General features: G+C 50.6%; 20 protein-coding genes. 5 read left to right on the forward strand and 15 right to left on the reverse strand.

The annotated features are described in order from the left end of the window. Positions 1–149 precede the first annotated feature (149 nt). Positions 150–2,714 (forward strand): response regulator, encoded by a 2,565-nt coding sequence (locus FJ147_12655; protein MBM4256734.1) that lies wholly within the window; start codon positions 150–152, stop codon positions 2,712–2,714. 173 nt (positions 2,715–2,887) lie between these two features. On the opposite strand, the gene FJ147_12660 is transcribed toward FJ147_12655, so the two are convergent. Continuing rightward, positions 2,888–3,466: a response regulator gene (locus FJ147_12660; protein MBM4256735.1), complete on the reverse strand. Its 579-nt coding sequence runs from the start codon at positions 3,464–3,466 to the stop codon at positions 2,888–2,890. 346 nt (positions 3,467–3,812) lie between these two features. Between FJ147_12660 and FJ147_12665 the strand changes: the two genes are divergently transcribed. Both FJ147_12665 and FJ147_12670 read left to right on the forward strand, forming a co-directional pair. Further along, positions 3,813–4,499, forward strand: coding sequence for a CAP domain-containing protein (locus tag FJ147_12665; GenBank protein MBM4256736.1), 687 nt, complete (start codon positions 3,813–3,815; stop codon positions 4,497–4,499). A gap of 187 nt (positions 4,500–4,686) precedes the next feature. Continuing rightward, the gene (locus tag FJ147_12670; GenBank protein MBM4256737.1) at positions 4,687–5,955 is read left to right on the forward strand and encodes an AmpG family muropeptide MFS transporter; all 1,269 of its coding nucleotides are present in this window, start codon (positions 4,687–4,689) and stop codon (positions 5,953–5,955) included. Here FJ147_12670 and FJ147_12675 read toward each other — a convergent pair. The 4 genes from FJ147_12675 to ggt are packed head-to-tail and all read right to left on the reverse strand — an operon-like array spanning position 5,939 to position 10,233. Beyond that, positions 5,939–6,598, reverse strand: coding sequence for an endonuclease III (locus tag FJ147_12675; protein MBM4256738.1), 660 nt, complete (start codon positions 6,596–6,598; stop codon positions 5,939–5,941). The genes FJ147_12670 and FJ147_12675 overlap by 17 nt on opposite strands. Positions 6,599–6,604: 6 nt before the next feature. Next, positions 6,605–7,279, reverse strand: a complete 675-nt coding sequence (locus FJ147_12680; protein MBM4256739.1) for a methyltransferase — start codon at positions 7,277–7,279, stop codon at positions 6,605–6,607. Then, on the reverse strand, positions 7,266–8,438 hold the full coding sequence (locus FJ147_12685; GenBank protein ID MBM4256740.1) for an acyl-CoA dehydrogenase: 1,173 nt from the start codon (positions 8,436–8,438) through the stop codon (positions 7,266–7,268). Before FJ147_12685 ends, FJ147_12680 begins: the two co-directional genes overlap by 14 nt. Positions 8,439–8,463: 25 nt before the next feature. After that, the gene (ggt, locus tag FJ147_12690; protein ID MBM4256741.1) at positions 8,464–10,233 is read right to left on the reverse strand and encodes a gamma-glutamyltransferase; all 1,770 of its coding nucleotides are present in this window, start codon (positions 10,231–10,233) and stop codon (positions 8,464–8,466) included. A gap of 145 nt (positions 10,234–10,378) precedes the next feature. On the opposite strand from ggt, the gene FJ147_12695 reads away from it, so the two are divergent. Continuing rightward, on the forward strand, positions 10,379–10,810 hold the full coding sequence (locus tag FJ147_12695) for a single-stranded DNA-binding protein (GenBank protein ID MBM4256742.1): 432 nt from the start codon (positions 10,379–10,381) through the stop codon (positions 10,808–10,810). Between the two features lie 143 nt (positions 10,811–10,953). On the opposite strand, the gene FJ147_12700 is transcribed toward FJ147_12695, so the two are convergent. The 5 genes from FJ147_12700 to FJ147_12720 form a co-directional block, all read right to left on the reverse strand. After that, positions 10,954–11,808 carry a dehydratase gene (locus tag FJ147_12700; GenBank protein ID MBM4256743.1) on the reverse strand — a complete coding sequence of 285 codons (855 nt, stop codon included), beginning with the start codon at positions 11,806–11,808 and terminating at the stop codon, positions 10,954–10,956. A gap of 11 nt (positions 11,809–11,819) precedes the next feature. Then, a complete protein-coding gene (locus tag FJ147_12705) occupies positions 11,820–12,512 on the reverse strand; it encodes a JAB domain-containing protein (GenBank protein MBM4256744.1) in 693 nt (230 codons plus the stop codon). Between the two features lie 172 nt (positions 12,513–12,684). Beyond that, positions 12,685–13,074, reverse strand: coding sequence for a YjbQ family protein (locus FJ147_12710; protein MBM4256745.1), 390 nt, complete (start codon positions 13,072–13,074; stop codon positions 12,685–12,687). A 3-nt stretch (positions 13,075–13,077) separates the two neighbouring features. Further along, entirely contained in the window at positions 13,078–14,235 is a 1,158-nt protein-coding gene (locus FJ147_12715) for a L,D-transpeptidase (GenBank protein ID MBM4256746.1), read from the reverse strand. A gap of 137 nt (positions 14,236–14,372) precedes the next feature. After that, entirely contained in the window at positions 14,373–14,720 is a 348-nt protein-coding gene (locus tag FJ147_12720) for a hypothetical protein (GenBank protein ID MBM4256747.1), read from the reverse strand. A 72-nt stretch (positions 14,721–14,792) separates the two neighbouring features. Between FJ147_12720 and FJ147_12725 the strand changes: the two genes are divergently transcribed. Continuing rightward, the gene (locus tag FJ147_12725; protein ID MBM4256748.1) at positions 14,793–15,047 is read left to right on the forward strand and encodes a hypothetical protein; all 255 of its coding nucleotides are present in this window, start codon (positions 14,793–14,795) and stop codon (positions 15,045–15,047) included. Between the two features lie 69 nt (positions 15,048–15,116). On the opposite strand, the gene FJ147_12730 is transcribed toward FJ147_12725, so the two are convergent. The 5 genes from FJ147_12730 to dnaA form a co-directional block, all read right to left on the reverse strand. Next, positions 15,117–15,587: a peroxiredoxin gene (locus FJ147_12730; GenBank protein ID MBM4256749.1), complete on the reverse strand. Its 471-nt coding sequence runs from the start codon at positions 15,585–15,587 to the stop codon at positions 15,117–15,119. Then, positions 15,584–18,091 carry a DNA gyrase subunit A gene (gene gyrA / locus FJ147_12735; GenBank protein MBM4256750.1) on the reverse strand — a complete coding sequence of 836 codons (2,508 nt, stop codon included), beginning with the start codon at positions 18,089–18,091 and terminating at the stop codon, positions 15,584–15,586. The genes FJ147_12730 and gyrA overlap by 4 nt, the downstream gene beginning before the upstream one ends. Before the next feature lie 117 nt (positions 18,092–18,208). After that, complete coding sequence (gyrB, locus tag FJ147_12740; protein MBM4256751.1) at positions 18,209–20,608, reverse strand: DNA topoisomerase (ATP-hydrolyzing) subunit B; 2,400 nt, start codon at positions 20,606–20,608, stop codon at positions 18,209–18,211. 130 nt (positions 20,609–20,738) lie between these two features. Continuing rightward, on the reverse strand, positions 20,739–21,887 hold the full coding sequence (dnaN, locus tag FJ147_12745; protein MBM4256752.1) for a DNA polymerase III subunit beta: 1,149 nt from the start codon (positions 21,885–21,887) through the stop codon (positions 20,739–20,741). Between the two features lie 411 nt (positions 21,888–22,298). After that, entirely contained in the window at positions 22,299–23,654 is a 1,356-nt protein-coding gene (gene dnaA, locus FJ147_12750; GenBank protein MBM4256753.1) for a chromosomal replication initiator protein DnaA, read from the reverse strand. Positions 23,655–23,781: the final 127 nt, after the last annotated feature.

The following is a 23,781-nucleotide window of genomic DNA, read 5'->3' on the forward strand; positions in this document are numbered from 1 at the left end:
CAAAGGCCTACAGGTCTCCGACGATGAGTTTCAAGCGCTCAATATCAAACCCGGTAAGTTTCATGGCGATTGGAACTATACGCTTCTTCCTCGCTCTTAATCGGTAACTTAATTCTTGCCCATGCCTAACTCCGCCAACCACCGTACAGGTGGTGTTTGACAACACATCGTATACGCTGACCTCCACGCCCGCCCAGATGGTCGATTTGCTGCTTTCCACGTTTGCCAACGCGGTGCATAAGAACCAGGAGCTTCAACACGCATACCTTCTTGAGGAACAATCTCGTCAATCGATCCAACGCTTAAACCACCAACTGAGGGATTCAGAGGCAAACTATCGCGCGCTGCTGCAAAGTCACCCCGATGGTATAGTCGTGGTGGATCGAGACAACCTCATCCAATTCGTCAATTCCACCGCTGAGATCATGTTACAACGGCCAGCCCAGACACTCCTGAATACGAAACTGGATTTTCCTGTGATCGTCAATGAAGCAGGAGAGGTGTCGGTGCTCGGTACGGCAGCGGAACTCATCATTGCCGAGATCCGCGTCAGCGCAACAGTCTGGGAAGGTGCTCCTTCCTCCTTAATGACTTTCAGTGACATCAGTAAGCGCAAACGGACAGAGGATGCACTCCGACGCGCGAAAGAGGAAGCGGAAGCCATAACTCAAGCCAAAGCAGAGGCTCTCGCTACGATGAGCCATGAAATCCGTACGCCACTGAACGGGATTATCGGGATGGCGGATCTGCTCTCACTGACGCCTCTTACCGAAGAGCAAAGTGATTTCTCACAGAGAATCAAAACCAATGCCCATTCGCTGCTCAACATCGTGAACCAAACCCTTGATCTCTCCAAGATCGAGGCGCGGAAACTCACGTTGGAGGTATTGGATTTTGATGTGCACACGACACTCGACAGTGTCAGCGAGATCTTTACCAAGGAATGCACCGACAAAAACATCGATATCGCCATCATTATTAGCCATGATGTTCCCTCAATGTTAGGCGGCGATCCAGGGCGGTTACGACAGATCCTCACGAACCTGATTGGGAACGCAGTGAAGTTTACTGAGAACGGCGAAGTGGTCATACGCGTATCGGTCGTTGAAGACACAGACAGTTGGGCGTTACTCCATTTCGCGGTCAGTGATACCGGGATCGGCATCGCGGCGGACCAGATCGACTGCCTTTTTCAGTCTTTCACGCAAGTAGACGCCTCTCTGAGTCGGAAATACGGAGGGACCGGCTTAGGCCTCGCCATCAGCAAACAATTGGCCGAACTGATGGGCGGCGAGATCGGCGTCGATAGTGAATTGGGTAAAGGGAGCATGTTCTGGTTCACCGCTCGGTTCGAGAAGCGTCCGGCAAAACCAGTCACCCAAGTACCAGATTTGGGAGCGGTGTATGGGGCTCACGTACTAGTGGTTGAAGCGAACCCAACCACCAGTGCCACTCTCGCCTCTCATCTTGCCTCGTGGGGCATTACCACAGAAACCGCAACGACCGCAGCCCAAGCTTTGACACTCCTGAATACTCCAGTCGAGAAACAGGAACCATTCGCGGCAGCCATTATCGATCAGAGTGTCCCAGACATTGATGGCTTTGCATTCGCCCAGGCGGTGCGCGCACGTAAGATATTCAATGACCTCCGCCTTGTGATGATTCCCACGGTTGGTCAACGGGGAGATGGTGCCCAAGCTCACGAAGTCGGCATACAAGCCTATCTCACAAAGCCATTGCGCCGATCACAACTGTTGAAATGTTTAGGTACGGTCCTTGCCCCAGCCATGATGGCGTCTGAAGAACCACTTCCTCTCGTCACCCGACATACGCTCGCAGAAGCAGAGCAGAGACCTCTGGTGCTCGTCGTCGATGACAATATCGACAACCAATCCGTCGCCGTCCGTTTCTTGAAACACCTGGGGTACTCCGCAGACGTGGCCAACAACGGTCAAGAGGCACTGGAAGCACTGGCGACAAAGACGTACGCCGCGGCATTAATGGATTGTCAAATGCCGGTCATGAACGGATTCACTGCAACCATGCAGATCCGCCAACGCGAAGGCGAGAGTGGGGTCCACGTGCCCATCATTGCTCTCACCGCCAATCCCACAGACACGAATCGTGAACGCTGCTTGCAAGCGGGAATGGATGATTTCTTGAGTAAACCCCTTCAACAGGACACCCTTGAAGTGATCCTTAAGAAATGGACGACACGAAAGCCGCAGCCCGAACCAGATTCTGTCATTGGTCAGGAGTGGCCATCACTCCCCGTGAACAGTCAACGCAGCCGTATCCTGGTCGTTGAAGACAATGAAACCGGCCAAATGATCGCGACACGACTCCTCAACAGCTTGGGCTATAAAGAGGTTGATATAGTCGCTAGCGGGCAACAAGCATTGGATGCGGTCGCCAGTCATCCCTATGCGGTTGTTCTCATGGATTATCAGTTACCAGAGATGGATGGGGTCACCGCAACCGCCTATATTCGGGCGTATGACCGCCAACAAAGCACCCATACCCCGATCATTGCGTTGACCGCTCGCGTCGGGGAACGCACCCGTTCTCAGTTTTTGGGAGTTGGCATGGACGAATACCTTATCAAACCTTTCACACGGGACGAACTCCGCGCCGCGATTGAGCCATGGCTGCAGGGGGCTCCGGCGCAAGATCCGGCCCCAGTTTCTCGTGTTGAGGAAAACCTCACTGTCTGAGACAACATTCGTAACATCACTTCATGTTCTGTAGAATCGGGGAGATTTTGAAGAGAGCAAGCTGCGTTACAACTTGCTCTCAAGGCTCCAATGCTTGTGCATAGAGAAAAAGAGAATTTCTTTGGCACCGTTAACCTGAGCAACGCCCTTCGAGACCAAGCCTGCTCCTGCAGTCAGTAAGCGGCTCTCATAGCCGGAGAAATTTCCGTCCCAGTCGCGGGCAACGTTCGCCAGGTGGGATAACCGTGACGACTCGATGTCGGTCGTGTGCAACGCGAGCATGGTTCGCCAGTGTTGCAGAACAGTTTCGTGTTCTCCCCAGCGTGTTCCGCAGCACGGACTTTTTTCAATTGCACCGAAGCTTTGAGCGCAACATCAACCCACAGCAATAATCGGTCTGGTCCTTCACTTTTGTCGTGATACCCTTGGATCGCTAACGCTTTGAGCATGTCGCGAGGGGGATGTTCTCCTGAATACCCCGTTTGCAAGACAATCTTCACATCCTCGTCGAGTTTACGGATTTCTTGAATAAGCTGCTCCCCGTTCATCTGTGGCATCAGGTAATCTCCCAGCACCAGATGAACCATGCCGGATCGGAACAGGGATAACGCTTCGCTCCCACTATCGGCAGTGATGACAGAGTGTCCTTCCCGTTCCAAAAGGTACTTCGTAGAGATACGGATCTCTTCTTGATCATCGACCACAAGGATGGTGAAGCCCGAAGAAGGAGTTGAGGTGTGTCTACGTTCCATCCGTTCCTACCTTTGCTCTTATCGTGCCATGAAGCCTATACGTCAGAAAATCTTATGTTTCTCGCTTGTTTGTTGTAGAAAGCTCAACGAACGACAGCAACAGCATATCTCCATAACTACAGCAGAGGATTTCTCTACTCCTTTTGAAGAAAGGCCGGCCCTCATTTTCCATAGGCTCTGTCGCACCAGACATCTCTGCCTTCCATTTGCACTTCTATGAAGCCAAGCACTATTCCCATGAAACAGTGGTATTCTTTCCCGGTAATACCTATAAACCAGGAGATAGGATTTCGCGTCATCCATTTTTTGCTGTCCACGTTTTGCACATTTTCAGGAGGAAACCGCTATGCCCTCTTCATTCCTTCGCTTTCACGTTTTCTTTCTTCTCTGTATTGTGCTCACAGTTAGGATTCCTCCCTCTCATGCTGATGACAGTGTCACACGTGAGCATCAAGTCCACGATCTGGTAAACGCTCATCGGACAGCAATGGGTTTAGCTCCTTTCACGTACAACGAAGAGGTTGCCGTTGTTGCTCGCCAACACAGTCAAAACATAGCGAAGGGAATCGTTGGGCACGGGCACGCAGGTGCAGACGAACGTGGACAGATGTTACTGCGCATTATTCCGTACGTTGAGTTTGGCGAGAATGTCGGTGGGAACAACCATAGTGCCGCATCGACCGCGAAAGCCGCAGTCACCGGCTGGTTAAACAGCCCGCACCATCGAGAGAATATCGAGGGAAACTTCGATACTACCGGCATAGGAATCGCACGCGGCGGCTCGACATTCTTCTTCACGCAGATCTTCCTCAAGACGCAACGCGGATCGCGAAGCCCAATCAATACCCACCGTCCACAGGAACGCCCTCGCATACAGCCATATACTGCGGAAGAGGAACCAGCCGAAAGGCCTCGACGACAACAACGAGCGTATGTGCCTGCTCCTGAGCGAGAGGAAAGCGATCCACGAAAACGGCCTGGGCGTAAACGCGTCCGAGGAGGGTACGTGCAGGACCTTGAAGAAGATAACTAAGTGTTACGAACTCTCCTGCAACCTCTGCGTATGTGGGAGATTGCGTAAGTCGTCCCAAGATGAAATCTTTCGCTCATGCGCTATTTCCTGGGGATAATGCCGAATGCCAGAAACTGTTGATGCCAAGAAACAAAAGCCTGCGAAACCCTCAGTCTGGAAATCGTTTAGTCAGCCTGCAGCATGGACCATGTTTTACTTCGGATTCGCGTCCGGCTTGCCGTTTTTGTTGGTTGCAGGAACCTTAGCGTATTGGCTGAAGGAACATGGAATCGCGCTCAAGGAAATCACCTGGATCGCGAGCGCCGGGATGACCTATGCACTGAAGTTTCTGTGGGCGCCGTTACTCGACAATATGCAAGTGCCGGTGCTGGCCAAACTCGGTCGTCGCCGCAGTTGGTTGTTGTTGGCACAAATCGGTGTCGTCATCGGCCTTGTCGCAATGGCGTGGATCACCCCAACGTATCTTGGCTTGTTCGTGGCCTTCACCCTCCTACTCGCGTTTGCGGGAGCAACGCAGGATATTGCGGTTGATGCCTACCGTATCGAGATCGCACCGGTTGAAGATCAGGGGGCACTCACAGCGGTGTACTCGCTCGGATACCGGATCGCGTTGGTCATTACCGGTATGGTGGCGCTGCTGTTAGCAGATCATATTTCCTGGAGTGCCGTCTATCAGCTCATGGCGGTGCTGATGCTGCTCCCGATCGTGGCGAATTTACGGGCACGAGAGCCGGCATACGTTCGTAAAGTATCAACCACGTGGCGGCAAACAATGCAAGCCAGTGTCATCGAGCCGTTCACTGATTTTTTCTCTCGCTACGGTTGGCAAACTGCGAGCTTACTCTTGCTCTTCATCTTGCTCTTCAAAGTTCCTGAGCAAGCGTTGGTCGGCGGGATCATGAGTCCGTTCTATCTGGACATGGGCTTTACCAAAACGCAGATCGGCACTATCACAAAACTCTATGGAGTGTGGGTTGGCATTGCTGGTGTCTTTGCGGGCGGCATCGCAATAGCGCGTTGGGGAGTGCGTGGCCCACTGTTTTGGTCTGTGTTCCTGAACGCGCTGTGCAACCTGACGTATTTCTGGTTGATCGCCCACCCTGGGAACGTGCTGGTGCTCACCAGCGTTATTTCCATAGAAAATTTCGCACTCGGATTTCTGGGTACTGCGGCAGTGGCATTCTTGTCATCCCTGGTGAATAAACAACACACCGCCACACAATACGCGCTGTTAAGTTCGCTGGTGAACTTGCCTGGCAAAGTCCTCGGCATTTTCGCTGGTGGTATCGTCGAAGCCACCAGCTACGGCACCTATTTTGTCATTGCGACACTGGCGGTGATCCCAGCGGTCGTGTTGATGTTGATGTTATGGCGGCAGATTGGGCAGAAGGATTCTACAGACGCTTCCACAAAGGACAAGAAAGAGGAAGCCTATAGCGCTACCGGCTCCGGATGACCTCGATCTTGTCACAATACTTCTCGATAGGACACAGACTGCACTTCGGTGAAGTGGGATGACAGATTGTTTGTCCCATTGCGACCAGGAGATCGTTAATTTCGATCCAATATTTGCCCGGCAGCTTGTCTCGCAAGGCCATTTCCGTCTCTTCAGGGTTTTCAGTTTCAACATAGCCCCAGCGGTTGGTGATGCGGTGCACGTGTGTGTCGACACAAATGCCCGGCTTTTGATACCCAAGGGTCACGACGAGGTTCGCGGTTTTGCGACCGACGCCTTTGAAGGTCAACAGTTCGTCAATTTCATCAGGAACACGGCCGCCATAGTGATCGACCAACTCTTGCGAGATATCGAGCACAGTCTGTGATTTGGTCTTATAGAATCCTACAGGATAGATTGCCTTTTCAATTTGGGCCTTGGTTAACGTCAGCATCTTTTGCGGGGTGTCTGCTAAGGCAAACAACCGTCGTGCCGCAGGACCAGTGGTCTCATCTTTCGTACGTAAACTCAGTAAACACGCGATGAGCACCTGATACGGGTCACGCGAAAGCGTTGCCATCTGTGTCACAACAGGTGCATTCCATGTGGCAGACTCCTGACGAAGGGTGCTCATGACTTTGTCGATAGTACGATTGGTAACCATTGTTTCCTATCCGATATTTTGTTCGGCTGCTGGCTTACGAATCGTAACGATGCCAACGTTGAGTGGCAACTTGTCCTCTCGTTCTTGTCTCTCTTCTCGCGTCCACTGTAATCCCGCGCTGTCGAGCTGACGATAAAACTCATCAGTATTGGTACGGCGTGCGTCGGAAAAAATAGCCCTCCCGTGCGAGGGAAGATGAGATTGAAGAAAGGCAACGAGCGCTGGAAACGTCGGCCGATCATAGAGGATTTCTGCGCCAAGAATAAGGGCAAACTGAACGCCAAAGGAATCACACGTGAAGTCGACTGTTCGAGCTTCAAACAGCGGGCAGTTGTTCATCTGAGCGTTCATCGTGGCAAACGCAATGGCGGCAGGTTCTTTATCAGCAAATGTCACACGCCCCCCTTTCAGGGACGCAATGACTCCGGTCACGCCAAGGCCGCAACCAAGGTCCAGGACACGCAAACCACGACAATCGACCAGTGCTTCAACATAACGAGCCAACGTCAGCGCGCCGGTCCACAGATGTGCCCAGTAAGGCGGCTCCTCGGTTTCGTCGCGTAAGAGCGCGTCGCGATCGACCCAGCGTTCAAGATCTTTGACACGGAGGAGTGTGAGCTGTTGAGCACCAATAGTGAGGTCAAACGGTTCGGTGTCGTACACGCTCTCACTCAAACGCATTCAGTCCCGTTATGTCACGCCCAATGGTCAGGCGATGAATATCCTCCGTTCCTTCGTAGGTATTCACCGTTTCCAGGTTCAACATGTGACGAATGATCGGATAGTCATCAGTGATACCGTTAGCGCCAAGAATGTCGCGCGCTAGGCGAGAGATGTGCAAAGCCATCGATACGTTGTTCATCTTGGCCATACTGACGTGTTCGGGACGCATTTTGCTGGAGTCCTTCAATCGGCCTAAACGGAGCGAAAGCAATTGCGCTTTGGTAATCTCAGTAATCATCCACACCAGTTTCGCTTGAACCAGTTGATAGCCACCAATGGGCTTTGAGAACATAACCCGATTTTTCGCGTAATCCACCGCACTCTCGTAACAGGCAATCGCTGCCCCAATCGCGCCCCAGGAAATGCCATAGCGTGCTTGCGTCAGACACATGAGTGGCGACTTAAGTCCGCCTGAACCGGGCAGTATATTCTCTTCTGGAATCCAGCAGTCCTCAAAGATCAGCTCAGAGGTGATCGAGGCGCGCATGCTAAACTTCCCCTCGATATCCTGGCGTGTGAAACCTTTGCGTTCCTTTTCTACTAAGAAACCGCGAATCGTGTCTTTGCCATTCTCTTTGAGTTTGGCCCACACGACCGCAACATCAGAGACCGAACCATTAGTAATCCAGCGTTTCGTACCGTTGAGGACAAAGCCGCCTTTTTCACGTTTTGCTCGCGTGATCATGCCACCAGGATTGGAACCGAAATCCGGCTCGGTCAAACCAAAACAGCCAATCGCCTCAGCCCGCGCCATCCTTGGGAGCCAGAAGCTTTTCTGAGCTTCGGACCCAAAGGTATAAATAGGATACATCACCAACGAGGACTGGACACTGGCGAACGAACGCAAACCACTATCGCCACGTTCGAGTTCTTGGCTCACAAGTCCGTAGGCAACGCTGTTCATGCCGGCACAACCATACTGAGTAGGAAGGGTGATCCCCAAGAAGCCAAGTTGACCGAGGCGCGGCACCAGTTCCATCGGAAAACTTCCCTCACGAAAGCTCCTCTGCACGCGTGGGAGAAATTCTTCATCGACGAAACGACGCGCAACATCGCGCACCATGCGCTCTTCTTCGCTCAACAGTTCTTCAATCTGGTAGTAGTCAGCGTTGACCATACGTCACTCCATTCTTCTTTATGAGTTAGAACCCTCTTGGTCTTCCCTCGCCACGCGGGTCAGACACCCCAGTAATCACTCCAGATTCGGGATCAACGTGAATCGCCTGGACATTGCCAAACATGTGGCGACCATCGTTGCTGGTCTCGACCGGTTTCACGGTATGCCCCATTTGCTTGAGCGCTGCGACAAGTCCCTCAGCCTCGCTTCCTTTTTGCACCTCAATTTGCAGTTCATCGGGAAACCATTGGTGGTGAATGCGCGGAGCGAACATCGCCTCTGGGAGTGACATATCGTACACAAGCGTATTCAGCAGCACTTGCCGGGTCGAGCTGATAATACGCGAGCCACCCGGACTGCCAGTGATCAAAATGACTTTACCGTGCTTCGTCACAATAGTTGGACTCATGCTGCTGAGTGGCGTCTTGCGTGGTGCGATCGTATTCGCGTCGGTGACACCGACGAGCCCAAACGCGTTGGGATTCATCGGTTGGGCGCTGAAGTCGTCCATTTCGTTGTTCAACATAATGCCAGTACCTGGGACCATCACCCCGCTGCCGAAATAGAGGTTCACCGTCTGTGTTGTAGCGACGGCATTGCCATGCGTATCGATGACAGAAAGGTGGGTGGTGCTTGTCGATTCGATCTTTCCGGCAGGCGTGGCTGGGATAGCGTTACTCGGCGTGGCTTTCGCGAGGTCGATTTTCGCTCGCTGTTCAGTGGCGTACTTTTCGGAGGAAAGCATAGTGACAGGGACATCAACGAAGTCTGGATCGCCGAGGTACTGTGCCCGATCGCGAAACGCGAGACGCAACGCTTCGGTCTGCAGATGAATCCCTTTTGGCGTATGAAAGCCTATCTCCTGCAAGGGAAATCCCGCGAGCACGTTGAGCATCTGCGTAATGAGAACGCCACCGGAGCTTGGTGGTGGCATGGCGTGAACCTGTGCGTTATGGAAGGTACTTGTCACAGGTGTCCGATAGATCACCCGATATTGGTCTAAATCCTTTTGAGTAATTAAACCGCCACGTGCTTCCATTTCCGCAACAATCGCTTTTGCGACCGCACCTGTATAGAAGCCCTTCTTGCCCTTTCGTGCAATGGTACGAAGAGTTTTTGCAAGGTCCTTCTGCACCAGCAGTTCACCTTCTGTCAGTGGACGATCATCGCGAAAATAGATTGCGCGCGTGGCTGGAGAATCGCCGAGCAGTTTGACTCTATACTGAATAGCACCAGCGAGTTGGGGATAGACTGGAAATCCCTCGTCAGCCAAGCGAATGGCTGGCGCCATCACTTTTGCGAGTGGCATCGTGCCGTACTTTTTTTGGATGTCGACCAAGCCCGCGATGAGGCCGGGGACCGCGACCGCTAGTGGCCCATTACGGCTCAGCTCGGGAACCGCTTTGCCGTCACGAATGAACATGTCATGCGTCGCCACCAGCGGGGCCCGTTCGCGAAAATCGATGGCGATCGTTTCCTTTTTCTTGGCAAGGTAGAGGAGAAAAAAGCCGCCGCCACCAATGCCAGTCGACTGAGGTCGAAGCACGCTAATCGCAAACGAGGCGGCAACAGCAGCGTCAACCGCCGTGCCTCCTTGCCGAAGCATGGCGAGTCCGGCCTCACTGGCCTGTTCACCGGCAGTGACCACCATCCCCTGACGGCCTGTGGCCACAAACGGACCGTATTTTTCTCGGTCCTGGTTTTCAGCCGCAGTGACTGGGTGTGAAAAGATGAGACAGAGAGAGAAAGACAGCCAAAGAGAGAAACAACGATACACTTTCACTTCCGCCCCCATGTTAGGTTTGTCCGGGAGTATAATCCGTAGAGACGCGACATGCTACGTCTCTCCATCGTTTCCCGTCCTCCTTTTATCTCTGGCCGCTCTTCTAATTGACTTCAAAAACCGAGCTTGTTAGGGTGCGCGACAGGAGGAACCCACTATGGCCTCGGTCAATAAAGTCATCCTTGTTGGCAATCTCGGTAAAGATCCAGAAGTTCGCTTCACCCCAAGTGGGCGTGCAGTAGCGAAGTTTCCTTTAGCGACCAAAGATAGCTGGACGGATCAAGAGAGCACCCGACAAGAGCGGACGGAGTGGCACAACATTGTCGTGTGGGGGAAGCAAGCTGAACTTTGCGGTCAATATCTTTCCAAGGGAAGACAAGCGTACATCGAAGGGGCAATCCGTTCACGCAGTTACGACGATAAAGATGGCAATAAGCGGTACGTTACCGAGATTGTGGCGCAGCGCATTCAATTTCTTGGAGGCGGGGGAGGCGGCGGCGGACGGGGCGCCGCAGCGGGAGGGGGCGTCGAAGGCTTTGATGAATTCGGCGGAGCTCCTATGCCCCCAGACGATGATGTCCCGTTCTAAATCGAACCACCGAACATTCGTACAGTTGGGGTAGCGTGTGCTGTGCGCACGCTACGCTCGCCTGCTTGAACTCCCGTGCGCACGGCGCACGCTACGGTCTCTCCGGTGACAACCCGAAGTACACCAAGCTCGCGTGATCCGATTTAGCCAGCACTCACTTCTGCAATCCCATCACGGATAACATCTTTCCCATCCGGGTTGTACGTTTCATAGGCATAGACTTTCACGCCATCGCGGTCTGGCTGAGGCCATGCTGCGGTGGTGATCTCTTGACCGGGAAGTACCGGGCGAGAGAATCGTACTCGTAAGCGACGCAAACGCCGAGGGTCACTACCGCATACACGGTCGATCATGACTTTCGAGGCGAACGCCATCGTACACAGTCCGTGGACAATTATTCCAGGCAGACCAGCAAGTTTTGCGACGTTCTCATCAACATGAATAGGATTGTAGTCACCTGACGCTTTGGCGTAGCGGTACGTCTGATCATCATCGATTTTCTGACGAACACGAAATAAGGGCTCACCCAACGATGTGGTTTCTGTGGCGAGTGGGCGTTTTTTATCGCGACTTCCTCGTCCACGAATCAACGCGGTGAAACGTATTGTCTGCACCAGCTCCGTCCGTTGATTGGCACAGTGAACATCGATCGCCAGAGATTCTCCCGCAGCTTCTTCTTCGATTGCCGCAACCGTTGCTGTACTGGTAATAATGTCGCCAGGTATCATCGGGCGTACAAATTGCATGTCCTGTTCGCTGTGCAACAAACGCAGCACATCAACGTTGAGGTCACTGTCTGTCACCACATTGACGATCGAGAGCCAACCAGCGACCACACCAAACATAGGGGGAGCAATAATCCCTCCAGGTCGTTCCACGGCAAGGAACCAGGGATTGTCTTCGTTGTACGCGTGAGCATAGTTGAGGATGGCCTCGGCAGTCACGCCGTAGTCTTGCGGTGCATAGCTTTTGCCGACAAGCGCTCGGTTTAAGGGCATACTTTCCTCTTCTACTTCTCCCAATACCCATCATCAACGAAACTGACGTATCGGCCTCTCCCAATGATGAGATGGTCAAGCACGCGAACTCCCATGATGTCCCCCACGTCACGAAGCCGACGCGTGATATGCAAATCCTCCTGACTCGGGGTCGGATCACCACTGGGATGGTTATGTATCAAGACCACTGCTGCAGCCGATTCACGGATCACTGGGTTAAAGACCTCGCGAGGATGAACAAGCGATGAGGTAAGAGATCCTTCAGAGACACGTACGTCTTTGATCTTCCTATTTTTGGCATCAAGCAGAAGAACGTGGAACTCTTCTTTTTTCAAACTGCCAAGTTGTTCATGATAGTGGTTAAAAATATCGGTGCTGGAACGAAACTGATCACCACGTTTAACCTCTTCCTGCGCAAACCGTCTGGCAATTTCTAGTGCGGCTTTGACTTGTGCCGCCTTTGCTGGACCAATTCCTTTGATCGTACAGAGTTCCTGGGTGCTGGCATCGGCCAACGTACGGAAGGAATTTTCGCAGAGCGTCATGAGCGCGCGGCCATGATCAAGGGCACTTTGGCCAGTGCTGGCTTCACCGGTGCGCAAAATAATTGCCAGCAACTCAGCAGGAGATAACGATTCAGGTCCGTGTTCAAGAAGTTTTTCACGCGGGCGGTCTGATTCAGGCCATTCTTTGATCGGTTGCATAGGAGGAGGTTTCCAGAGGTAGAGGGTGAGGAAGAGGCAACCTCATAAACGAGGTACATGCAGTTGGCCACGGAGCTGTCACCCTGAACGAAGTGACGGTCCCACTGTTGCTGACTAACGTGCATGAGGCACGCTCTTTCGTTAAAAGAAACCGCTCTCGGATCTTTTCAAGTCACTTGACCGTTACAATTACCTTGCGCTCTCGTGGTCCGTCAAGCTCAACAAACAACACTGCCTGCCAGGTTCCAAGCGTCAATCTGCCCTTTTGGACAGGGATCATTTCACTCGGGCCAAGAATAGAGGCTTTAAGGTGTGCAGCACCGTTACTGTCGACCTGGTCGTGACGCCAGCCGCCTTCTGGAACAAGTTTATCTAAGGCATCAAGCAGATCGAGCCCAATCTGCATGTCGTCATTTTCGTTAATCACAACTGCCGCTGTGACATGTGGCACGAATACGCAACAGAGTCCTTCTTCGACATTGGCAGCTTTCACGGCCTCGACAACTTTTTGCGTAATGTCGAGAACTTCATATTTTTTTGTCGTTTCGACTTTTAGCTCCATGGCTTACTCAGATGCTGTCATTACACCAATGGTATTTCTGGCTTCAGTGTTGTCAAAATCTTGTGGAGGAGTTTCTTGCTCATAGCCTCCTTCAGGCTCGTTTTGTTTCTTTGGCTGTTGCTGCTCATACACTTCTTGGGGTTGTTCGTACTGCTGTTCTGGCTCCTCCAAACGGGAACCTACGGTAACATCAGTTGGCACGCCGTTTTTCTTGAGCAAGACTTTAAGCAAAAGATTCTTGTCGATCATATCGTCCCAACCGCTTTCGCGGGCAACTTTTTGTGCCTCTTGCCAGAGGTCGGGAATGAGACCGTAAATATCTTCGTGTACTTCAGCGTAGACTTTGCCATTGAGAAAACCGATTTTCACCGGTTGATAGACAAACTCCCCTGGCACACCGATACGGATGACATTGAAGAACTGCTGAATGTCTTCTGGGTACAAACGGATGCAGCCGTGCGTTACGAGGCGACCAACCGCCCACGGATTATTGGTATCGTGAATCGCATACATGGGCAGGGTCAATTGGATTTTATATTTCCCCATCGGGTTATCAGGCGAGCCACCCGGAATGAAATCCTCGCTCCAGCCTTTCTCAGCGATACGCTCTTTTTTGATTGATTCTGGGATCACCCAAGTTGGGTTTGGTGTTTTGCCGCTGATCTTGAACTTTGCAATTGGCGTAGGCCAGTCTTCGCGTCCCAACCCTACCGGCAACGTTACAACTGTTCGTTGCGTTTCTCCTTTTTCTCGTGGAGGAAAGTAGTAGAGCCGCATCTCGGGAATATTGACCACGACCCCTTCATTGCTGCTCTTCGGAAGAGTCCAGAAGGTTGGTAACGCCAACGTTTCTCCCATTGGGGGAAGCCAGGGGTCCATGTCGGGATACACCTGTACTAATTCGTTGTATCCAAGGTCAAAATAGCGAGCGATATCAAGCAACGTATCTTTTTTCTGCACGGTGTACTCACGAGGAGAACCAACAATAGTTTGTGCTTGCATATCGCTTTGCCCTCGCGGGAGAGAAAACGGGCGAGCGACGATAATCGTCTTGCGATAGAATTGCTCTTCGGTCCAGGTGTCAGCGGAACTGGTACCTACGAGAAGAAGGCTACATCCAAAAACACACAACCACACACGAGATGAGAAGTTTCTTTTCATAATTGAATATTCCCCAGACACCAATCCACCGCCCAACAGCCGCCAATTACTATATCATGTGATGTAGATCCCCACCAATGGTCAATCCTTAAGATGAATCGGAAGGAAAACGGAATAATTTACCACACCCGGAGAGTTTAGGGTTTTGGCGGGGAAGCGACTTTCTTTCGCGGCGCGCTTTTCTTGCTTTTTGCTTGCTCGGCGAGAAGACGGTCGACCTTGATGTTTAGGTTCACCAGGATACCTTGTAAAGTCTCGACTTTCGTGAGCAAACGATTGTAATCCTCTTTTGAGGGAAGATTCAGCAGTGCAAGCAACGTATCCATGCTCTTATCGATCTTACCTTTTGTTGATGAGGCATTACGAAGAGCCTGTTTCATAAAGCCAGAAACGGCTGGATGAGAAAGTGCCTCTTTGGCAAAACGCGCGACACCTTCTTCACCAGCTTCGTAGAGCTTGTCGAAAATGGTCTGTTCTTCTTTCATTGTTCCTGTATAAAACGAACGAAAGACTTTTTCGTTAGTATAACAGACAATTCTCGGAGAGGAAGAGAAAACGTGAGTTGGGAGATTTTTCTCGGATACTTTACTGGGTTACGTTTTATCGCCTGTGATCTCCCATTTTCTGTGTTACTCGGCACAGCCATTGTCGTTCACCTGCTCGACGGTATCATGTGCCGTCTCTTTGCGTACAACAATGGATACCCGAGAGGATTGTGGACTCTTCTTGGATGTGTGTTCGGGGTATGGGCAGTTCTGACCTTGATTGCCTTACCAAAGAAAGAGAGAAAAACAGGGAGGCTTTCTCAATAACGAGGAAAGATGGCGGATTTTTCGGAGCGACGCTCCGACATGACGTCTCTCCATTGAGGGCTATTCCGATTAGCTGAGCTGTTGTAAGCAAGAACGAATCTGGTCTAGGTCAGGCATATTTCTCGCGTCTTCGCTAACCCAGGCGTATCTGACGGTTCCTGTCTTATCGATGACGAAAGCAGATCTTTTAGAGACACCATTGAAGCCGAGCAGATTGTCGTACAGGGATCCATACGCTGCCGAGACCGTTTTATTGAAATCGCTCAACAAGGGAAAGTTGTATCCTTCTTTGGCTGCCCATGCATCAAGTGAAAAAGGACTATCAACACTGATCCCAACAACCTGTGTTGCATCATTCTGTAAGGAATTCACACTGTCACGTACTGAACAAAATTCCTTGGTGCACACCTGGGTGAACGCAAGCGGCACGAATAGTAGGACCGCGTTCTTTTTCCCTTGCAGATCACTGAGCTTGAGATCGGCCATTTTATTGGTCTTTAACGTGAAATCTGGGGCCTTTTGCCCAATTTGGACACTCATACGTCCTCCTCTGATGTAGATGTAATTTCGTCGTCCACCGAGACGACAACTTCTTCTGCTGCTACTTCATCCTCTTTTTCTGCAAGAAGCGCAAGGCTCACGACTCTCTCATCTGGGCTAGTGTTGAGGAGCCTTACCCCTTGGGTGTTCCTTCCTATGATACGGAGTTCTGCCATACGCAGGCGGATGATTCTTCCAGTGTCGGTCACAAGCATAAGGTGGTCATCATCTTTTACTTGTCGAACACTGACAACCTCTCCGGTCTTGTCAGTGGTACGCATGGTAATGACACCTTTACCACCTCGCGACTGTACCCGGTATCCGTCAACGTCACTGCGTTTTCCATAACCGCGAGCAGACACTGTCAAGAGTGTGGCTTCTTTGTTAATCGTTTCTAAAGAGACGACGGCATCACTGTCGTCAATCGTAATGCCTTTCACACCATACGTACCACGCCCAGTTGGTCGGACTTCTTCTTCAGAAAAACGAATCGCTTGACCACTCTTTGTCGATAGCAGCACCTCTTGCTGCCCGTCGGTGAGTCGCACGCCGATGACTTCGTCATCGTCTTCTAAGGCCAGTGCAATAATTCCGTCGCGACGCGGGTTGGAGTAGGCCATTAATTCGGTCTTCTTCACGAGTCCCTTGCGCGTGGCAAAGATGAGAAAATTTCCCTCTTTGAACTCACGCACTGGCAGAAAGGCAGAGATCCGTTCTCCTTCTTTCAGGGGCAATAAATTGACCAGTGCTTTTCCTCTCGCAGTACGACTCGCTTGCGGAATTTCGTGTACTTTTACCCAGTACACACGACCTTTAGTGGTAAACACTAAGAGAAACGAGTGCGTAGAAGAAACAAAAAGGTGCTCGACGAAATCTTCTTCTCTGGTATTCGCACCAACAACGCCTTTGCCACCACGCTTTTGCGAACGGTACAGAGTGACCTGGTTACGTTTGATGTAGCCTTCGTGCGAGACGGTCACGACCATGTCTTCTTCGGCAATAAGATCTTCATCAGAAAGGTCGGTCGTTTCGGAAACGATTTGCGTGCGTCGCTCATCAGCAAAGCGATTTTTAATGTCGTTCAGCTCTTCTTTAATGATCGCATCGATTTCTTGGGCACTGGCCAACACTTCTTGTAGACGACTAATTAATGCGACAGTCTCGTTGTGCTCCTCAATGATCTTTCCTTGCTCAAGTTGAGTGAGCCGTTGCAGGCGCATATCGAGAATTGCTTGCGCTTGTACTTCGCTCAGAGCGAATTGCGTCATTAGCTTCTCACGAACAGAGGCTGGGTTTTGTCCCTGGCGAATAACTTGCAACACTGCATCGAGATTGTTGAGAGCGATACGCAATCCGTCGAGAATATGGAGCCGGTCCTGCGCTTTCCTTAGATCAAAAGCGGTTCGGCGTCGCACAACCTCGCGGCGGTGAGCAAGAAACAGGATTAGCGTATCTTTTAAGGTAAGAAGCTTGGGGCGGCCATCGACAATTGCAAGTAGGATGACACCAAAAGATTCTTGCATCGGCGTCATCTTATACAACTGGTTCACGACGACTTTAGGAACAGCGTCGCGCTTGAGTTCAATGACGATGCGCATTCCTTCACGATCAGATTCATCACGCAGGTCAGAAATGCCCTCGATACGCTTCTCATGAACCAGATCAGCAATACGCTCAATGAGCCGCGCTTTATTCACTTGAAAAGGAATTTCGTTGACGATGATCGTGTTCTTTCCAGTACGCTCGTTGGTCTCGATCGACGTCCGAGCACGCATCTGCACAATGCCTTTGCCGGTCTCATACGCTTCGCGAATTCCGCTGGTGCCATAAATATACGCGCCAGTCGGAAAATCTGGACCAGGAATATAACGCCGCAGATCAGTGTTCGTAAGCGCTGGATTCTCAAGCAATGCGATCAGCGCATCAGTGACTTCGCCAAGATTGTGAGGAGGAATGTTAGTCGACATACCAACGGCAATGCCCGAAGCACCGTTGATCAATAGGTTGGGAATCTTGGCTGGAAGGACAAGAGGCTCTTGGGTTGAGTCGTCGTAGTTTGGTGCAAAATCAACGGTATCACGGTCAATATCAGCGAGCATTTCACTCGCGATGCGCGTCATGCGAATTTCGGTGTAGCGCATGGCTGCTGGAGGATCACCATCTATCGAGCCAAAGTTCCCCTGGCCGTCCACAAGCGGATAACGCAAGGAGAAGTCCTGTGCCATGCGGACGATAGTGTCATACACTGCAACGTCGCCATGCGGATGGTATTTACCGATGACATCACCAACAATACGCGCTGATTTTTTGTACGCGCGGTTCCAGTCGTTGCCGAGCTCCGACATGGCGTAGAGAACGCGGCGGTGCACAGGCTTGAGTCCGTCACGAACATCAGGGAGCGCGCGCCCGATGATGACGCTCATGGCGTAGTCCATGTAGGACTGCCGCATTTCCTGTTCGATATTAACAGCGACTAAATTGTGATTTGGCGATGGTGATTCCATAGAGAAAAATGATTCGTAAAACGTAAAGAATAAAACGTAACCACCTTGCCTTCCCTTATGCTTGGTGGATTACGTATTTTTGTTTTCTTCTGCGTCTTACGCTTTACGTCTTATGTCCTAAATGTCCAGATTCTTTGCAGCCAGGGCGTTCTCTTCGATGAATCGACGTCGTGGTTCGACTTCATCTCCCATGAGTGTGGAAAAGACTTCGTCGGCTTCGTATGCGTCTTCGATCTTCACATGCAGGAGGGTACGCGACTCTGGGTCCATCGTTGTCTCCCAGAGTTGCCCTGGGTTCATTTCTCCCAGCCCTTTATAGCGTTGAATTTCCATGCCTTGACGGGAGCGGGAATGGATAAAATCGACAACGGCTTGCTGATCAGCAAGTGTTGCGGTTTCATTCTTCTCTACTAAAGAGAACGGAGCGGAACCGATCACTCGAAGTTCGGTAAAGGAGCGAATGAGTTCCTGTGCTTCTGGAGATGTGAGGAAATCGTCGTCAAAAACGGTGCGGATACCGGAGCCATTGGTTTTTGCTGTTGCGACAATGCGATAGCCACCGATCTCTTTGTCCTCTTCGGCAAAAAAGGAAATGGGACGCAAATCTGGAAACCGAGTTTTGACTGTTTCTTCAGCAACAGAAAAAACTTTCTCAAGAGTGGGACGGTCTTTGAGAATCTCTGGAGAAAATTCTGGCTGGTTGAAAAGTGCTGATACCAGTCTTCGATCCTTGCCTTTTCTTTCGACGAGATCGAGGAGTTTTTCACACCGAGCGAAATCTTTCACCCAACTCTTGAGCTGTTCTCCCTCTAATTTTCCAATTGTGACGTTTTCGATACCGATGTTGATGAGGAAGTCTTCGAGTGCGTTATCGTCTCTGACGTATCGCTCCTGTTTCCCTTTCTTCACGCGATAGAGAGGCGGTTGAGCGATACACAGGTAGCCATTTTCTATGATGCCAGGAAGTTGGCGATAGAAAAAAGTCAACAACAAAGTACGGATATGTGAGCCGTCGACATCTGCGTCGGTCATAATAATGACCTTGTGATACCGCAATTTCGACAAGTCACTTTCTTCTCTGCCAACTCCGGCACCAAGAGCGGTGATGAGTAATTTTATTTCCTGAGAAGAGAGCATCTTATCGAAGCGAGCTTTCTCAACGTTAAGAATCTTGCCTCGTAGGGGAAGAATAGCTTGGTTAGCGCGATTTCTGCCCTGCTTCGCTGACCCACCGGCTGAATCACCCTCAACAATAAAAATTTCACTCTTTGCAGGATCGCGTTCCTGGCAGTCCGCGAGTTTTCCAGGAAGAGAACCTGAATCGAGCGCTCCCTTCCGGCGTGCGAGTTCTTTGGCTTTTCGCGCAGCCTCGCGGGCGCGAGACGCTTCGAGGCTTTTTTGACCGATTCTCTTTGCTTCGGCTGGATGTTCTTCAAAGTAGGCACCAAGTTTTTCGTTAATCAGTGCTTCGATGAAACCTTTGACCTCGCTATTGCCAAGCTTAGTTTTGGTCTGTCCTTCGAATTGTGGTTCGGGAACTTTTGCACTGATAACCGCAGTCAGTCCTTCGCGAATGTCTTCTCCTTGAAGCCCTTCCTGGTCTTTTTTGAGAAGACCGTAAGAAACCGCATACGAGTTCACAGTGCGTGTGAGTGCCGCCTTTAGACCGACAAGATGGGTTCCACCTTCAACAGTGTTTATGTTGTTGGCAAAAGTGTAGATGTTTTCCGCGTAACCGTCGTTCCATTGCAGGGCGACTTCAGCTTCACTCCCATCTTTTTCGCCCTTGAGATAAATGACTTTGGGATGAATCGGGGTTTTTGCTCGCCCAAGATGCTCGACGAAGGAAACAATGCCGCCTTCGTAAAAGAAGTCGTGGTGTTTTTCTGGATCACGTTCATCAGAAATGGAAATTCGCAGCCCAGAGTTTAGAAATGCCAGTTCTCTGAGTCGCTGAGAAAGATAGTCGAAACTGAACTCCCGTTCGCCGAATACTTCAATATCAGGCTTAAACGTAACTTTTGTTCCACGTTCTTCAGTAACGCCGACCTCTTTGAGTTCTTCTTCTGGGGTGCCTCTATGGTACCGCTGCTGATAAACCCTCCCATTTCGCTTAATCTCAAGATCAACTTGCTCAGAAAGTGCGTTGACCACGGAAATACCAACACCATGAAGGCCGCCCGAAACTTTATAGGCGCCTTTGTCGAACTTTCCCCCGGCGTGGAGCTTGGTCAGCACTACTTGTGTGGCAGAGACTCCTTCGGTCTCATGGATCTCGGTGGGAATGCCACGACCATTATCTTCTACGGTGACACTGTTATCGATATGAAGGATGACTTTGATGTCAGTACAGTATCCAGCTAGTGCTTCGTCAACAGAGTTATCGACGACTTCGAAAACGAGGTGATGGAATCCTCTCTCCGCGGTATCGCCAATGTACATCCCTGGTCTTTTGCGTACCGCTTCGAGTCCTTCAAGAACCTTGATGTGGCCCGCTCCGTAATCTTGCTCGAGCATGCACTCCTCAAAAATAACTTTAGAAAATTGTTATTTTCTTTTTTTTGTAAGCCGAGCGAGATTATCATCTATGACCTCTTAAGTAAACAGGATTTAAAGAATAACAGCAATTCAAAACATCTTTTCAAAATTAAAAAATTCTCATAGGCATAACTACATAGGAAAAGTCGTCGTCTTTCTCTGCCTTTATGAGTCCTGGGCTTGATTCATCTTTGAGGTACAGGGTCATTTTCTGCTCTTCTGCGATGACATTGAGCATCTCGGTGAGATAGCGGCCATTGAAGCCGACGATCAGATTATCCCCGCCGTGTTCGATCGCGAGCTCTTCAACTCCCTCACCGAGATCTGGGGTATTCACTGAGACCTCCATCTTCTCTTTCTCGATCTGTAATTTGACACCGCGAGAACGTTCGGTAGTAAGGACAAGTAATCGACGTAACGCGCCGAGCAGATCTTCTCGTGAAAAGGAAATGGCGTGATTCTTTTCTTTGGGAATCACTTGTTGATAGTCAGGAAATTCACCTTCGACCAATCGCATCGAAAGCTCAGTGGACTCTTTCGTGAGCGTCGCTGTTGCTCCCTGGATGCAGAACTCGACGTTATCCTCTCCTTTTTCGAGTAGCTTGCGAGCTTCAACAAGACCTTTGCGAGGAAGAATTGTACTCGGCCATGAAGAATACGCACTGACAGTTTCCCGCTCGATGAGGGACAGCCGGTGTCCGTCACTTGAGACCATTCGTAGCTTACCCGTTTTTTGCGCTTTACCGGCGCTACACGGCTCGATATAGACGCCGCTGAGGTTTGGCCTTGACTCATCAGGAGAGGCCGCAAAAAGCGTCTTCTCGATCATTTCTCGTAGGGTCTGGCTGGGAAGAGTGACCGAGGCTTTTTTCTCATCGCCTTGAGAGCCGAGAGAGGACGGACCGATAGCTGGGAATTCTTTCGGATCCAGACTCGCCATGCGGAAGCGGGACCTGCCGCTACTGACCTCAACCCAACCATTCCCTGTAGAGCGAAGCGCAATAAGATTTGGAGGTAACTCGCGAATGATCTCGTAAAGCTTTCTGGCATCGGTTGTCACTGCCCCAGTTTTCTTTACGGTCGCTTTGCAGCGTTGTCGTATTCCCACCTCAAGGTCAGTGGCACCGAGTGAGAGTTCTCCCTCTCCAGACTCGATGAGGACATGAGAAAGAATCGGCAGAGTCGAACGCTTCTCGACAACTCCTTGCACCAGGTACAAACAACGGAGCAGGTCTTCTTTCTCTAGCGTGCTTTCCATATCGATCTCCCGTTTTTTCTGTTGTCTTCTTTCCGTACTTTTAACGTTCTCTTTTTTTCTTACTCACCACTTTTTCACAACCTCATCCCATCAATTCACAGCGTTATTTCTCTCTCCCCTCTTTCTACTATTCTTCTTTATTTTTTATAAATAGTAATAGTAGGGGGGTGTGAATATGTGGATAAGTCACTTATGTTATTGAAATATAAAGGAGAAGTTATTCACACCCCCCTGTGAATAACTCTGCAAAGTTATTCACAGGGCAAAAGTTATTCACAGGTTATCCACAGGTTATTCACATAGTTATTCACAGGTTATCCACAGGGTTATTCACATAGTTATTCACAGGTTATCCACAGGGTTATTCACAGGTTATCCACAGGGTTATTCACACCCTCTCAAACATTATTTCTATTCCTCATTGCCGCCGTAAACGAGGTGCTCAATCCGTGTGAGCACTGATCGTAATTCATCATCTTCTTTCAAGCGTTTTTCTATCGCTGAACACGCATACAGAGCAGTGGTGTGGTCTTTGCCTCCAAAGCGAACGCCGATCATTGGATAAGAGGCACCAGCTAACTTGCGACAAAGAAACATGGCAACCTGGCGGGGAAAGGCAACGAACTGGGTGCGCTTCTTAGAAGTCAAGTCACCAACCCGTATGCCAAAGTACTTGCAGACTGCCTTTTGTACGGTCTCGATAGAAACTTCCTTCTCCTTTCCTTTCTCACCTTTCAAAAGGTTTTGCAGGACTTGAGTAGCGAGATCGATGGTAATGGGATTTTTTGTCAGCTCCGCAAGTGCCCCAAGCTTGGTGAGTCCACCTTCGAGTTCCCGCACGTTGGCGGTCACATGGGTGGCGATAAAGAGTGCGATCTCTTGCGTTAACGGAATACGTTTCAGTTGCGCTTTCTTCTGTAATATCGCGACCCGAGTTTCCAGGTCTGGTGGCTGGATGTCAGCAATCAATCCACTCTCAAAGCGATTTCGCAGTCGTTCTTCCAGTCCGTCTATCTCATTGGGGAATTTATCTGAAGTGAGAATGATCTGTTTGTGCGACTGATGTAATGTATTGAACGTGTGGAAAAATTCTTCCTGCGTACGTTCTCGACCAGAGAGAAATTGCACGTCATCAAGGATCAATACGTCTGCTTGACGAAACTTACTCTTGAAGTCATCCATGCGGTCGCGCCGCAAGTGGGAGATCAATTCATTAGTAAATGACTCTGAAGACAAGTAAAAGACGCTTTTGCAGCCTTGTTTCACAATAGCTTCATGGCCAATAGCATTAATGAGATGGGTTTTTCCTAGACCAACCCCTCCATAGATAAAAAGCGGGTTGTAATTTTTCCCAGGGCTTTCGGCAACCGCACGTGCTGCTGCGTGCGCAAATTGATTGCCACCACCGACGATGAATGTCGAAAAGGTGTAATTGAGGACGAGTCCATTTTTCTTGGTCGTGCTGCGAGGCGCGTCAGGCTTCTCTTCTTTCTCTTCAACCACAGATGGAAAGAGTTCGCCTTGTTTCTTCGTCGCTATGTGGAACGTGATGTGAACCGCACGACCAACGATGTTTGCGAGGCTCTCTTGCAGAATTGGCATCAGATTTTCTAGAAGCCAATCGCGAAAGAGTGCATTTGGTACTTCAAGGTGTAACGTGTCCTCTCGTAACATGAGAGGTCGTATTGGTTTGAGCCAGGTTTCGGTCTGTATTACCCCGACTTTCCCTGCCACTTCACTCAGCACCTGTTCCCACACCCGCTGCACGCCACCCTCCCCAATTACCTTGGTGAGGAAGTTATTCACACCTGTGAATAACTCTCCAACTTGCGTTGCCATAGGAAGTTTTCCCCCCTCCACCACGGAGTTTTCCACATACCTCTCCCCCACCTTC

It is taken from the genome of Deltaproteobacteria bacterium, assembly GCA_016874775.1.
GTDB lineage: Bacteria > Desulfobacterota > Binatia > Bin18 > Bin18 > VGTJ01.